Source organism: Rhodanobacter sp. BL-MT-08 (genome assembly GCF_054161255.1).
Genome location: NZ_CP167872.1, coordinates 1,383,125 through 1,396,402 on the forward strand (window position 1 = coordinate 1,383,125; position 13,278 = coordinate 1,396,402).

The 13,278-nt window shown below is 64.5% G+C and carries 12 protein-coding genes; 1 reads left to right on the plus strand and 11 read right to left on the minus strand.

What is annotated here, in order from left to right:
• Positions 1-123 precede the first annotated feature (123 nt).
• The 3 genes from ACDK93_RS05825 to ACDK93_RS05835 all read right to left on the minus strand — a co-directional run bounded on the left by ACDK93_RS05825 (position 124) and on the right by ACDK93_RS05835 (position 5,385).
• On the minus strand, positions 124-1,896 hold the full coding sequence (locus tag ACDK93_RS05825; RefSeq protein WP_458071656.1) for an aspartyl protease family protein: 1,773 nt from the start codon (positions 1,894-1,896) through the stop codon (positions 124-126).
• Between the two features lie 256 nt (positions 1,897-2,152).
• A complete protein-coding gene (locus tag ACDK93_RS05830; protein ID WP_458071657.1) occupies positions 2,153-4,567 on the minus strand; it encodes a penicillin acylase family protein in 2,415 nt (804 codons plus the stop codon).
• Positions 4,564-5,385: a phosphodiester glycosidase family protein gene (locus ACDK93_RS05835; RefSeq protein WP_458071658.1), complete on the minus strand. Its 822-nt coding sequence runs from the start codon at positions 5,383-5,385 to the stop codon at positions 4,564-4,566. The genes ACDK93_RS05830 and ACDK93_RS05835 overlap by 4 nt, the downstream gene beginning before the upstream one ends.
• A 121-nt stretch (positions 5,386-5,506) precedes the next feature.
• Between ACDK93_RS05835 and ACDK93_RS05840 the strand changes: the two genes are divergently transcribed.
• Complete coding sequence (locus tag ACDK93_RS05840) at positions 5,507-5,995, plus strand: NUDIX hydrolase (RefSeq protein WP_458071659.1); 489 nt, start codon at positions 5,507-5,509, stop codon at positions 5,993-5,995.
• Between the two features lie 30 nt (positions 5,996-6,025).
• On the opposite strand, the gene ACDK93_RS05845 is transcribed toward ACDK93_RS05840, so the two are convergent.
• From ACDK93_RS05845 to crcB, 8 genes are all read right to left on the minus strand, one after another.
• Positions 6,026-6,562: a hypothetical protein gene (locus tag ACDK93_RS05845; RefSeq protein ID WP_458071660.1), complete on the minus strand. Its 537-nt coding sequence runs from the start codon at positions 6,560-6,562 to the stop codon at positions 6,026-6,028.
• 108 nt (positions 6,563-6,670) lie between these two features.
• A complete protein-coding gene (parC, locus tag ACDK93_RS05850) occupies positions 6,671-8,911 on the minus strand; it encodes a DNA topoisomerase IV subunit A (protein ID WP_458071661.1) in 2,241 nt (746 codons plus the stop codon).
• Between the two features lie 151 nt (positions 8,912-9,062).
• Positions 9,063-9,923 (minus strand): TraB/GumN family protein, encoded by an 861-nt coding sequence (locus tag ACDK93_RS05855; RefSeq protein WP_458071662.1) that lies wholly within the window; start codon positions 9,921-9,923, stop codon positions 9,063-9,065.
• Between the two features lie 44 nt (positions 9,924-9,967).
• A complete protein-coding gene (locus tag ACDK93_RS05860; RefSeq protein ID WP_458071663.1) occupies positions 9,968-10,417 on the minus strand; it encodes a DUF6326 family protein in 450 nt (149 codons plus the stop codon).
• Positions 10,414-11,130, minus strand: a complete 717-nt coding sequence (locus tag ACDK93_RS05865) for a DUF4386 domain-containing protein (RefSeq protein ID WP_458071664.1) — start codon at positions 11,128-11,130, stop codon at positions 10,414-10,416. Before ACDK93_RS05865 ends, ACDK93_RS05860 begins: the two co-directional genes overlap by 4 nt.
• An 89-nt stretch (positions 11,131-11,219) precedes the next feature.
• Positions 11,220-12,338 carry a cyclopropane fatty acyl phospholipid synthase gene (gene cfa, locus ACDK93_RS05870; protein WP_458071665.1) on the minus strand — a complete coding sequence of 373 codons (1,119 nt, stop codon included), beginning with the start codon at positions 12,336-12,338 and terminating at the stop codon, positions 11,220-11,222.
• 70 nt (positions 12,339-12,408) lie between these two features.
• A complete protein-coding gene (locus tag ACDK93_RS05875) occupies positions 12,409-12,747 on the minus strand; it encodes a DUF190 domain-containing protein (RefSeq protein ID WP_458071666.1) in 339 nt (112 codons plus the stop codon).
• A gap of 77 nt (positions 12,748-12,824) precedes the next feature.
• The gene (gene crcB, locus ACDK93_RS05880; RefSeq protein ID WP_458071667.1) at positions 12,825-13,211 is read right to left on the minus strand and encodes a fluoride efflux transporter CrcB; all 387 of its coding nucleotides are present in this window, start codon (positions 13,209-13,211) and stop codon (positions 12,825-12,827) included.
• Positions 13,212-13,278 lie beyond the last annotated feature (67 nt).

Genomic DNA, 13,278 nt, shown 5'->3' on the forward strand with positions numbered 1-13,278 from the left:
AACTGTCAGTCGAGGCCGAAGGCACATGCAACTGCCTCGCTGGGAACTAATCTATCTACCGAGCGCAGTAAACCGCCTTTTCGTGAAAGACATCGGCGCCATCAGCTATCTATTTCCGGCCGTCTATGGCCCTGCCACCGTCAACCCATATTTCTCGGCGCGTGTTTCGACTTCCGGATCGAGCGCGCGTGCGGCGGCGAGATCGGCGTTGCCGGGGTCGGTCTGGCCGCTGCGGATTTTTGCGAGGCCCAGGCCGTAGCGGGACCACGCGTTTTTCGGCATTTGCAGTATGGCTTGCTCGTAGGCCTTGATGGCATCGGGGTAGTGTCCAAGTCGCAGTTGCACCAGGCCGAGGCTGTCGAGGTAGGCCGGGTTTTCGCCGTCGCGTTTGATGGCTTTGCGGCAATCGTCCAGTGCATCGTCGAGCATCTGGTTGCTCAGGGCGCGCGCCCAGCAGCGCTCGTTGAGTGCGGAGCCGAGCAAGGCATCGCGGTTGTGCAGGCGTATCCACTCGTCGAGTAGCGGTAGTGCTGAAGTGGGTTGTCCCAGCGTGATGTAGAGGCGTGCGACGGCGCGCGACTGCGAGGAGCCGGCTGGTGCCAGCGCGCTCGCTGCTGTTACGTCCGCGAGTGCACCGGCGCGGTCCTTGTGCGCGAGGCGCAGTTCGGCACGCAGCAGCAGGGCGTCGGCATTTTTCGGGTCGAGGCTCAGCGTCTTGTCCAGATCGCCGACCGCCGCATCGTGCTGCTTGTCTGCCATGTGAGCACGTGAACGGGCGAGATAGTAGGAGGGTTCATCCGGCGCCATCTTGATGGCGGCATCCAGGTCGGCGATGGCGGCGCCAGATTCGCCGCGAGACAGGTGCGCCTGGCCGCGTAGGGCAAAATCGGACGCTGCTTTCGGTGCCGCGTCCTTGTCGCCGGCCGTATTGCCGGCATCGGCATCGGCTTTGGCGCCGTCGCTGGGCGCCTCGGCAAAGGAGAACACGCGCCCGCCGTTGTAGGTGAAGTAGGCTTTTGCCTGGCTGTTGGCGATGAACATGTGGTGGGCGAGAATAAAATCCACGCCCAGCAGCATGTCGGTACCGTCGCCGATGCGCCCGTCGATGACCTGCATCTGGCTGTGCTGGATGGTTTCGGTACCGACCGAGAACTTGTCGATGCGCACCGTCCAGGTCTTGACCCGGTGTGCGCCGATGCCATAGCTCGTGCCGCTCGTTTTGACATCCGGCGCGTTGAGGTCAATGCCGATTCGCTCGGCGGCCGGGCGGCTGAGCACGGTCGCTGCCGCGCCGGAGTCGAGCACCGCTCGCACCTCGCGGCCGTTTATCGTCACCTTGAGAAACGTGCGTCGGTCGCCGCGGCTGCCGACCGAGTCGATATCGGCAACGTTGTACTGGCCATCCTTGACCCAGTACGCCAGCACCTTTTTGGAGCAGTGTTCGGCGCTGAACAGGGTCAGTTTGCCGTGGGCCAGATCGAGTTCCAGATCGGCGGCATCGAGCAGGTTGGCGCCCAGCAGTCCGTAGCCTGTGTCGGTACCACCTACGATGAAATCGATATTCTTGAGCGTGGCGTTGAGAATGCCGAATTCTTTGACATGCGTGACCTGCGCATCCGCCGATCCACCAACGCCACCGATGCGTAGGCCAAATGGCGCAGGGAACAGCCTCAGCCCCAGCGACGACGCGTTGGCACTGGACATGGTGTTGAAGAAGGCGCCGGTGTCGAGAATGAAGCGTGTGTCATGTCCGTTGATCTTCACCATCGTGGTGGCTTTTTCGCCGGCCATTTCCACGGAGAGCGTGCCGTAGTCTTTCAGCTGGCAGCCGTCGGCCCAGGCGTGGGTGGCGAGCAGGGCGCCAATACCCAGACAACAAAAACGCAGGTTCCTCATGACGCGTGTTCTTCCTGTATGCCATGGCTTTCGAAAGGTGTCGTAGTTGACCGTGAAAGTTTGCCGCTACCGCGCGCATATTCGATGAGTGGCGCGGCGCTCGCCGTCGCCGATGCAACGAAGCCGCTGGCGGCAAACGTATTGACCAGACACGGTAGTGCGATAAGCATTAATTTCTCCCCCGAGAAGTTTGCCGTTGGCGGCTGTTTATTGCATGTCTGCCATCGGCAAAAACACTGCGCGTGCTGTCACCCCATCATCCGTTACCAGCCGGTTCGAGCACCAGGCTGTGCTGCGTGGGCCCAGGCAGCAGCGGCGTCGGTCTGCCGTTGACCCAGTCCTCGTGGCCGGCGCCGTAATAGGGCGATAGCGGGTTGTCGCTCTGGCCGCCGGGCATGTCGAGAATGCCCTGGGCCTCGTGACCCGGCGCGACGTCGAAGCGTTCGGAGGCACCGAAGCCGGGTGCGGCCACGCGCGGCATGTTGTTGTCGCCGGGCAGCGGCTGGTCGGGCATGTCGAGCTGCCGCGCCAGCCACTGGGGCAGGGCGATGGAGAGCGGATGGCGAATGTTGCTGCAATTCCTTTCGCCCCAGGTACGCGCGGCGAGGCCGCCGGGCTGTTGGCCGAGCTCGTTGGCGACGTGTGCTGCGGCTTCGACAAGCAGCGCGTGCCAGTCGCGGTACCTCGGATCGAGCAAGTTCTCCGGCTGCGTGCTGATCAGATTCCAGACCGCACCCTCGGCCGCGTTTTCGGCCGGCCAGGTGAAATCGGCATAGCGCGTCTTTATCCGTGCGACGAAGGGCGACAGCACCGCTTCGGTGACCCGCGTGCGGAAGGCGCGCACGAGGCGGTAGTCGACGCTGTCGACGTCGGCGCGGCCGCGCCAGCTGGCGGTGAGCTGGCGCAGAGTCCGCAGCGAAGGGTCTTGCGTGTCGGCCAGCGTCTTTTGCAGCAGCTGCTGCCAGCGCGTGAGCAGCACGGCACGATTGTCCAGCTGTACGTCGAGCAAGTTGTTCGGCGCGAATTTAGTCTGCGCACGCAGGTCGTCGCGAATCTGCTGCGCGCGTGCGCCCAGATCGTGGCCGCCGTTGCCGAGCAGGGCCAATGCATCGTTGCTGACGGTGCGGTTGTTGGCTGTCCACAGACGCGCATCGGCGGGATTTTCGATGCGCGGATATTGAGCTGGCGACGCCCAACCCTGCCATCCGCTGCCGGGCTTGGACCCGTCCGATGGCAGCAGCGGATCGATATGGGCGCGCAGCGGAATGCTGTTGCCGGCCACCGTCCAGCCGATATGGCCTGCGCTGTCGGCCACCACGAAATTCTGTGGCGGCATGCCGAACTGCGGCGCGAGATCGAGCGCCGCGTTGGCACTGGTGGTCTGTTCGAGCTGCATCAGTTTGACGTTGTACGCGCGAGGCTGGTCGGCGATCCATGCCAGCGCCAGCGGCGCGCCGTCGACATCGCTGGCCATGATCGGGCCCCAGCGCGTGTCCTCGACCTTCAGCACGGTGTCGGGATGGCCTTTGACGTGAATGTGTTCGTCGTGCGCTTCGATGTCGGCCCAGCCTTCGGGCACCTTGTAGCGCGTCGGGTTGGCGGGATCGCGCTGCACGCGGACCCAGTCCAGCCAGTCGCCGTAGCTGTTGGTGAAACCCCAGGCGATCTGGCCGTTGGAGCCGACGATCATCGCCGGCGTGCCGGGCAGGGTGACGCCATTGATGTCGCGCTCGCCGTTAGGCGCGCTGGCGTCGGGATAGCGCAGCCGTGCGCGAAACCAGATATTCGGCACGCGCAGGCCCAGATGCATGTCGTTGGCGATCATCGCGGCGCCGGTATCGGTAAGCGAGCCCGCTACGGCAAAGCTGTTGCTGCCCGGACGCGGTGCGTCCAGCGCCGGCAGCAGGGCGGCCGTGAGATTGGCTGGCGTCGCGACGGTGGCAAGACGATGGAGATCGAACACATCGGCGGCTGGCATGGCGGCGCGCGGCGACAGCTGATTGTCGAGCGGTGCCTCCCAGTCGGGATCGGGCGCGGTCAGAAAATCCACCAGCGGACCGGGCAGCACCGCACGCATCTGCGCCAGCCGCAGCTCGCGCTCGTTGCGGCCGTCGCCGTTCAAATCCAGGTACATGGCGGCGATCACCAGCGCGCTGTCTTCCGACCGCCACGGCTGCGGCCGGCTGTTCAACAGCAGGTATTCCCACGGCCGCACGCGCAGGTCGGCAAGGCCGGCGTTGACGCCGTCACGGTAACGGTCTAGCTGATGCTTCTGCTCCGGCGGCAGCTGCGCGTAGGCGGCTTCGACGACCGCGCGCAGGTGATGGCGGCGATGGTTGATATCCGTGGGCAGCGCGGCCGCACCCACCAGTTCGGCCAGCTCGCCGGCCGGCAGGCGGCGCATCAGGTCCATCTCGAAGAAGCGCTCCTGCGCGTGCACATAGCCCAGCGCAAAGCTTATGTCGTTGCGGTTGGTGCCCTCGATGGTCACGGTGCCTAGCGCGTCTCGGCCGACGCTGACGCTTGCACCCAGGCCGCGGAAGGAACGTTCACCCTCTAGTCGCGCGCGACTGCCGGCCAGCAGCCACCAGCTGCCGATACCGGCAAAAAGTACCAGCACGACGATTGCGACCAGCAGGCTGCGGACGATGTGCCTGCGCAGCGACCTCATTGCGCGACAAACACGGCGAAGATACCCGCGTATGGCTTCACCATGATGCTCGGTGCCCCGGCATAGCCGTCGCCGTCGACGTAGATCTGCGAAATGCTGCCGTCCAGATACAGCGCGTCGCGGCAGCCCAACTCGTCGCGAAATAGACGTCCAAACGTATGGAAGTTCACCGGCGTTTCGCTCACCGCAAAAATCACCTCGCTGGGCGTTTTGACGCAGACGCCGCTGCGCCACTTCATGCTGTCGGAGGCGTCGATGAACTGCTCGTTGAGCTTGCCGTCGATCAGCAGCATGGGGCCGGACTGGCTGGCCCACTGTGCCGGCTTCGCATCGGCCTTGAAGTCACTGCTGGTGCGCACGGCCGCGTGGCCGTCGGGATAGATCGCGAACACGCCGTTGGGCAGCAGCGAGAAATTGCCCGAGGAGGGATTGCCGTGATTGAGGTTCAGCGGCACGAGCGTCTTGCCGTTTTCGACATAAAGCCCGAGCGGGGCCGACTGCTTGTCGTAGATGCCGGCGTTGGCGGCGAACAGCAGGCGCTGCCCGTGCGCCTCGCCCCACTGGCGCAGCGCCTCGATGCTGCCAAACGGCTGCGCGCTTTGCGGATCGCGCCAGTGCAAGCTCAATTTTTCGCGCTTCAGATCGATGTGCACGACGCGATAGGTCTGCCCGTCAAACGCCAGCTCGCTGCTGTCGACAGCCTGCGCCGGCGAGGTGCAGCCGAGCAGGTTGGCCAGCAACAGAGACAGAAACCCCCGGCGCAGCAAGCGCGGGCAGGGCGGCGGGTTGGCTAAAAAAGACGAAGGCAGATAACGCATGCTCCGATGGTCGCCGGCCGGCAGGGTCTGCGCAAGTCTGGCGGCGTCGATCATTCAGCGCTTACTGCGGCATCGTGCGATATCTGCCGTTAAACTCCGGGTTTTACCGATGGCGCTCCCCATGCCTTACACCCCGATCGTGGCCACGCTGGGCTACGTGCTCTCGCCGGATCGCAGCAAGGTGCTGATGATTCATCGCAACGCGCGCCCGGATGATCAGCACCTGGGCAAGTACAACGGCCTGGGCGGCAAGATGGAGCCGGGTGAGGATATCGCCGCCTGCATGCGGCGCGAGATTTTCGAGGAGGCCGGCATCACCTGCGAATCGATGGAGCTGCGCGGCACGCTCAACTGGCCGGGCTTCGGCAAGAACGGCGAGGACTGGCTGGGCTTTATTTTTCTGATCGATAGTTACGCCGGCACGGCGTTCCAGAGCAACGACGAGGGCACGCTGGAATGGGTCGCGCGTGACCAGCTGATGTCGTTACCCATGTGGGAAGGCGACCGGCATTTTTTGCCGCTGCTGTTTGATGAGGATACGCGGCCGTTCCACGGCGTCATGCCGTATCGCGACGGGCGCATGCAGTCCTGGTCATTCACCAGGCTGTAAAAGCGGATTCTGAAGCGATTGCGCCCGCGATTAATAACCGCGGTAATTGCCGTAGCGGCCGCCGCCGAAGTGGCTCTGGTCCACGCTGATCGAAAAGCTGACGCCGCCGGACGGATGATCGCAATCGCCAAATGCCTTGGTCACGTTGATCGTGGCGCCTTCGTACGTGCTGGTGCCCAGGCCGCCACCGCTGGCTACACCGGTGCTCACCGCGCCGTGCACCTGGGCCTTGTCGTACTTCGAATCGTCACAGCGCTGGCTGTCTGCCGTGTCGTTGTCGCCCAGGCGGCCGCTGGTGTCGCCGTAATAGACGCCCGGCGTGGTGCTGATCGGCGGGTTGTTGGCTGCCGCTGCGTTATTGGCGCTGCCGTTGCGGCCAGCCGTTGCGGCGGTCGATGCCGACTTCGATGACGATGAAGAACTGGACGCCGGCGTCGCCGCGGTGCTGCTGGAGGCGGGCAGGTTGGCCGGCAGCTTCAGGTTGAGCGGCTGGGTAGAGGATTGCGCCCACGCGGAGCTCGCCAGCAGGCTGATGGCCGAGGCAAGGAATAATGGCTTGATGTTCATACGTGCTCCGGGGGCATGACGGGTACCACGCGCCGGCTGGCTCAGCGTGTACACGTCCATCTTGGAAAGCGCGGCGCGGCAGGAAGTTCCTGCCGCTGCCGCTTCACCTTAACCCGTGGTCTCGATCCGCTCGACCCGACGCAGGCCGCGCGGCAGCAGGCCACCACGCGTGGCGCGATTGCCGCCGTACTCGACCAGATCCGACCACTTGAGCGTGAGTTTACGCTGCCCGGCGTAAAGGGTGACTTCACCCTTGCCCTCGCTGACCACGGCCACGCCGGCCACGCGCTCGTCGCCGGAGGCGAGCTTGGCCTTGGGGATCTCGATCAGCTTGTTGCCCTTGCCCTTGTCCAGCTCGGGCAGCTCGGCGACCGAGAACATCAGCAGGTGGCCTTCGGTGGTGACCACCACGACGCGGTCGCGCGCGGGGTCGGCGCTGATCTGCGGGGCCAGCACCTTGGCCTTGTCGGTCAGGCTGATGATCTGCTTGCCGGCCTTGTTGCGGCCGGTGAGCGATTCGAAGCGGGTGACGAAGCCGTAGCCGAAATCGCTGGCGATGATCAGGCGGGTGTCGTTGTCGCCGGCAATCACCGCGTCGAAGCTGGCGCCGCCTGCGGGGCTGAAGCGCCCGGTCAGCGGTTCGCCGTTGCCGCGCGCCGATGGCAGGGTATGCGCCGGCGTGGAATAGCTGCGTCCGGTGGAATCGATAAACGCCACCTGCTGCGTGGTGCGCGCCTTGACGAAGGCCAGCAGGCCGTCGCCGTCGCGGTAGTTCAAGCCCTCGGCGTCGACGTCGTGGCCCTTGGCCGCGCGCGCCCAGCCCTTCTGGCTCAGCACCACGGTGACCGGTTCGCTGACCACCAGCGCGCTTTCGTCCAGCGCCTGCGCGGCGCCGCGCTGCACCAGCGGCGAGCGGCGGTCGTCACCGAACTTGGCGGCGTCGGCGCGCAGCTCGTCCTTGATCAGGCTCTTGAGTTTGGCCGGTGATTTCAGCAGCACGTTGATCTTGGCACGCTCCTCTTCGAGCTGGTCGCGCTCGGCGGTGATCTTCATCTCCTCGAGCCGGGCCAGCTGGCGCAGGCGGGTTTCGAGAATGTAGTCGGTCTGCTCCTCACTGAGCTTGAAGCGCGCCATCAGCACGTCCCTGGGCTCGTCCTCGGTGCGCACGATGCGGATCACTTCATCGAGGTTGAGGTAGGCGATGCGCAGGCCTTCCAACAGGTGCAGGCGGCGCTCGACCTTGGCCAGCCGATGCTCGAGCCGGCGCGTGACCGTGCTTGTGCGGAACACCAGCCATTCGCTGAGGATGCGCTTGAGATCCTTGACCTGCGGGCGGCCGTCCAGGCCGATCATGTTGAGATTGACGCGGAAGCTCTTTTCCAGATCGGTGGTGGCGAACAGGTGCTGCATCATCTCGTCGGCATCGACGCGACTGGACCGCGGCACGATCACCAGCCGGGTCGGGTTTTCATGATCGGACTCGTCGCGCAGATCCTCGATCATCGGCAGCTTTTTGGCGCGCATCTGCGCCGCGATCTGTTCGAGGATCTTCGACGGGCTGACCTGGTGCGGCAGCGCGGTGATGACGACGTTGCCCTCCTCGCGCTGGTACACCGCGCGGGCGCGCACTGAGCCGCCGCCGGTCTGGTACATCGTCAGCAGGTCGGCGCGCGGGGTGATGATCTCCGCCTCGGTCGGGTAGTCCGGTCCGCGCACGTGCTCGAACAGGTCGGCGACGGTGGCGTCGGGGTCGTCCAGCAGGCGGATGCAGGCGCTGGCCAGCTCGCGCAGATTGTGCGGCGGGATATCGGTGGCCATGCCCACGGCAATGCCCATCGAGCCGTTGAGCAGCACGTGCGGCACGCGCGAAGGCAGCCAGCTGGGCTCTTCCATGGTGCCGTCGAAGTTCGGCACCCAGTCGACCGTGCCCTGGCCCAGCTCACCCAGTAGCGCCTCGGCAATCGGGCTCAGGCGCGATTCGGTGTAGCGCATCGCGGCGAAGCTCTTCGGGTCGTCCGGCGAGCCGAAGTTGCCCTGGCCGTCGACCAGCGGATAGCGATACGAGAACGGCTGGGCCATCAGCACCATCGCTTCGTAGCAGGAGCTGTCGCCGTGCGGATGGAACTTGCCGATCACGTCGCCGATGGTGCGGGCGGACTTCTTCGGTTTCGCCGTGGCCGCCAGGCCCAGCTCGCTCATCGCGTAGATGATGCGCCGCTGTACCGGCTTCAGGCCGTCGCCGACGAAGGGCAGGGCGCGGTCCAGCACCACGTACATGGAATAGTCGAGGTAGGCCCGCTCGGCGTATTCCTTCAGCGGGATCTGTTCGTAATTGGCTTGCAGGTTCATGTGATGCCATCAATCGGTGGCGCGCGAATCGCGCGATCAGCCGGACGATGGTGCCAGAAACGGGTCGGTTCTTGTAGAAATGGCTGGGGCCATGGGCTGTTTGGGCTGGCCGGGAAGCGTCGCGAGAGCCCGGCGACTGAAGCGTTTGGGCCTACTCCCGCTGCGTTTGGATGCCCAGCGCTTTCAGCTGCGCCTGCACGCTGTCCGGGCCGGCCAGATGGGCTGCACCGACGGCGATGAGTACGGTGCCGGGGTGCTGCAGCAGCGCTGCGATTTTCGTGGCCCAGGCCTTGTTGCGATCGACGATCAGCGTCTTGTACAGCTCGGGTGATTGCTTGCGCACGTCGTCGTCTTCGAGGTGGGCGATGCCGTCGGTGTCGCCGTTTTTCCAGGCGGTGATCAGGCCGGTCAGCTCGCTGCTGTCCTTGTCGACGTCGTGCAGCGTGTCGCGCAGGAAATCGAGCTGCAGGGGCTGCGGCAGGTTGGCCAGAAAGCCGATCTGCTGCTCCGAGGTTTCCAGCCCGTTGACCGGCTTGCCGGCCTTGATCATCTGCGCCTGCAGCAGCTTGTCGACGCCGTGGGCCGGATCGAAACCGGCCTTGATCAGCGGTGCCATGCCGAGCGTCAGCGCCGCCAGCCATGGCCGCATCATCTCCAGCGTCTGCTCGCCGCCGGGCACGCCGGCCGTCTGCGCGGCCTTGGCCAGCGTCGTGTTTTCGGCCGCGGTCAGCTCGGCCGACAAAGGGTGTGAAGGGTCGAGCCCGTACTTCATCACCAGCGCCTGCATGTGCGCCGGGTCGTCGTCGGTCAGCTCGATGGTGAGCGAATCGCTGGCGGCCAGCGCCTTGTCCAGCGCCGGGTAGCGCCAGTCGGTATCGCTGGGCAGCAAATGCACGGTGCCGAACAGATAGACCGTGGACTGTGCGCTTTTCACCTCCCACAGCGCGGGCTGCGCCGTCGCCGGCAGGCTGACGAGTAGCGTGAAAAGGGCGGCGAGCGGGCGGACGAGCATGGTGGTCTTCATGCCTGCAGTGTCGGGGCAGGCAATGGCGGAGTTCAATCCCCCGCTGGCAAGCCGCTGGCAGTCTGTCGAGGCCAACGCCACGCGTGCCACATCACCAGGGAAGTGAGGATCACTTCCACCGCGCCGAAAAAGATATAGAACGTCCAGGCGCCGGGCATCGTGGCAAGCATGATGAGCGTGTAGAGCGCACCCATGGCGATGTTCGTCCAGCGGCTGAGGACAGGCTTCAACGCCAGCGACAGGAAGACCATCAGACCAGGTATGGCCAGCATGATGCTGGTTCCAAGCAGCACGCCTTGAGTGGTCGGACCGAGCGGCCCCATCTTTCCCGCCAGCATGCCTTGCAGCTGTCCGGGAACGTAGAGGCCGAAATAGTCGCCGTAGACGTAGCAGAACATCACGGCCGTCCACAGAGCGGACAGCGTCACCTTCACCGGTACTCTAAAATCCTCCAGCGTGCCGCGACTCGAGGGACGATTCATGCGCTCCTCCATGGTCTGGTGGTGACGGCCTGTCCCTGTCTGGTACCCACAATGATCAACCACAGGCAGATGCCGATTTCCCCGACGCTTGCGGGCAACAGGATAAAATCCGGGAGCGCGGTTTTGCCGTAGCCGGGGAGAACAAGGCTTGCACAAAAGTCGATGAGGTAGCCGAAGCCTCCCAGCATCAAAAGCGTACCGAGAGTTCGCGGAAGAAACCTTGATTTGAGGACAAGATAGCCAAACGGCAACAGCCACAGCCCCGAGAAAATCTCGGAGGCGAGCATGCCGTTGCGATAGGCCAACAGATGCATCATCACCGCTTCGCTCAACTGCACGTTTGTGAACATCTGCGATAGCGCACCGCCGCCGAGCAGCGACAGGATATCCAGCTTGTGCATCACGTTGATGATCGAGATCGGCACGCTCACGGTCACAAGCAGCACCATCAGCCCGGCGAGATTTCTGTTCACCCGGTGCAACAGTCGATACAGGGCAAGGGGCAGCAGCAGAAACGCCAGCACCATGATCAGCTCGCTGAGGGCGCCCCAGCGGAACAGCGATGCCGAGGCCGTGATGTGGGCGGCCGTCGCCAGCGGATCGGTGTGCGTATCGATCTGCGAGGGCACATAGACTAGGCTGAATATGCCGGCGATCACAACGACCAGGTACAGCAGGCCTGCGGTCCGCGCGATGCGCTTGTCTGATTCCACATCCGTGTCCTCTGGCGTCTTGATGACCAGCGCGAGGTTAGGTGGTTACGGACTCACCCGGATGTGCCTCAAGTCATGCGCATGACCGGTCAGCGCGGCACCCGATAGCCGCCAGCGACGCCGTGCGGGCTCAGCGTGAGCTGCCACAGCTGGTCGCGGCGGCTGCGGAATACCGCCGCCGAGACGGCCAGGTAATAGCGCCACATGCGACGGAAGCGTTCGTCGTAGCTGGCCGGCAGGTTGGGCCACGCGACTTCGATATTGTCGCGCCAGGCGGTCAGCGTGCGGTCGTAGTCGGCGCCGAAGTTGTGCCAGTCCTCGACGACAAACAGATCTTCCAGCGCGGCGCTGACTTCGCTGGCGGCCGGAATCATCGAGTTGGGGAAGATGTATTTCTCGATCCACGGGTCAGTTTGCGCCGGCGCGCCGTTGCTGCCGATCGTGTGCAGCAGCGAGAGGCCGTCGTCCTTCAGGCAGCGCCGCACCGTTTCGAAATAGGTGCGGTAGTTTCGACGCCCGACATGTTCGAACATGCCGATCGAATACACCGCGTCGAACGTCTCGTCGACCTCGCGATAATCCTGCAGGCGGATCTCCACCGGCAGGCCGGCGCACAACTGACGGGCGTACTCGGCCTGTTCCTGCGAGATGGTGACGCCGACGCCGGCGGTGCCGTAATGCTCCGCGGCGTACTTCAGCGCCTCGCCCCAGCCGCAGCCGATATCGAGCACACGCTGGCCCGGCTTGAGCTGCAGCTTGCGGCAGACCAGGTCAAGCTTGGCGGCCTGCGCATCGTCGAGGTTGTCGCTTGCGGCCCAGTAGCCGCAGGAGTACACCATCCGCTTGCCCAGCATGGCGTGGAACAGATCGTTGCCGAGGTCGTAGTGCACCTTGCCGACTTCGAACGCGCGCTCGCCGCGCTGCAGGTTGAGGAAGCGCGCCTTCAGATGCGCCAGCAGGGTGTCGAGCGTCTTGAGCTCCTGATCCAGCCCAGCGGTCAGCAGGCGTGTGCAAAGCGCGGGCAGGTCGTCGGCATCCCACCAGCCGTCCATATAGGATTCGCCCAGGCCCAGCGAGCCGTGCGCAAACACGCGGGCGTAGAGCCGTTCGTCGCGGACGCGCAGATCGGTGGGACGGTTGCCGTCGAGGCGGATATCGGCCAGTTCGAGCAAGGCGCTGGCGCGCTCTTTGAGAGTGTCCTGACTCATGCGTTCCTCAGGGGAGTCCGGGTGTGGTGATGCAGGTCACGGTGAAAAAGTCGCAGCGTCGCCGGCGCCCCTAGGCTTTACCGAGCACCGCAAAGCTTGCCGGCGAGCGTGCATAGACGGCGTCGACGCCGGCTTCGCTGACCATCTGCACCAGGGCGTCAGCTTGCGCGTCGCCGAGCAGGAACTCGACCTTTACCGGCAGGTTGTCGGCCAGCTCGAAGAACTGCTCCTCGTGCAATACGCCGTTGCGGCCGAAGCCGGCAGTGGCGCGAAAGACCGAGCCGCCGCCCAGGCCGTGTTTCTTGGCCTGTTCCAGCAACCATTCCGTCAGCAGCATGCCGTCGTGTTTGGTATGCGCATGGCAGTAAAAATACAGGTGTACGCCCTGCTGCAGGTTTTTTTCATTCATGGCCATCTCCTCGAATTAGTTACACCATTCATGGCAAGCTCCTCGAACTGGTTACGCCATTCATGGCAAGCTCGGGATCAGTGACGCAGCAGGCTGCGGGTGAGCGTAAGGCCGAGCACGGTCATGCTCAGCGAGCCGACCAGATGCACGGCGATGTGAGCGCTGAACCAGAAATACTGCTGCCGCATGAGCAGCAGCGTCGCCTCGGCCGAAAACGTGGAAAACGTGGTCAGGCCGCCAAGAAAACCGGTCATCACGAACAGCCGCACGGCTACCGGCAGCGCCTGGAACTGATCGAGCACGCCCAGCATGCAGCCCATGATCAGGGCGCCGATGAGGTTGGCCGCCAGCGTGCCGGGCGGCAAAGTGGGAAACAGCTGATTGAGAAAGCTGCCCAGAATCCAGCGCAGCCAGCAGCCGAGGGCGCCGCCCACGCCGACCGCAACAAACCCGGTGAAACCCATGACACGTCTCCTGACAGAAAGCCAAAATGTCCGGTTGCCGCGATCACAGGCATGCCTGCGCCGCCGG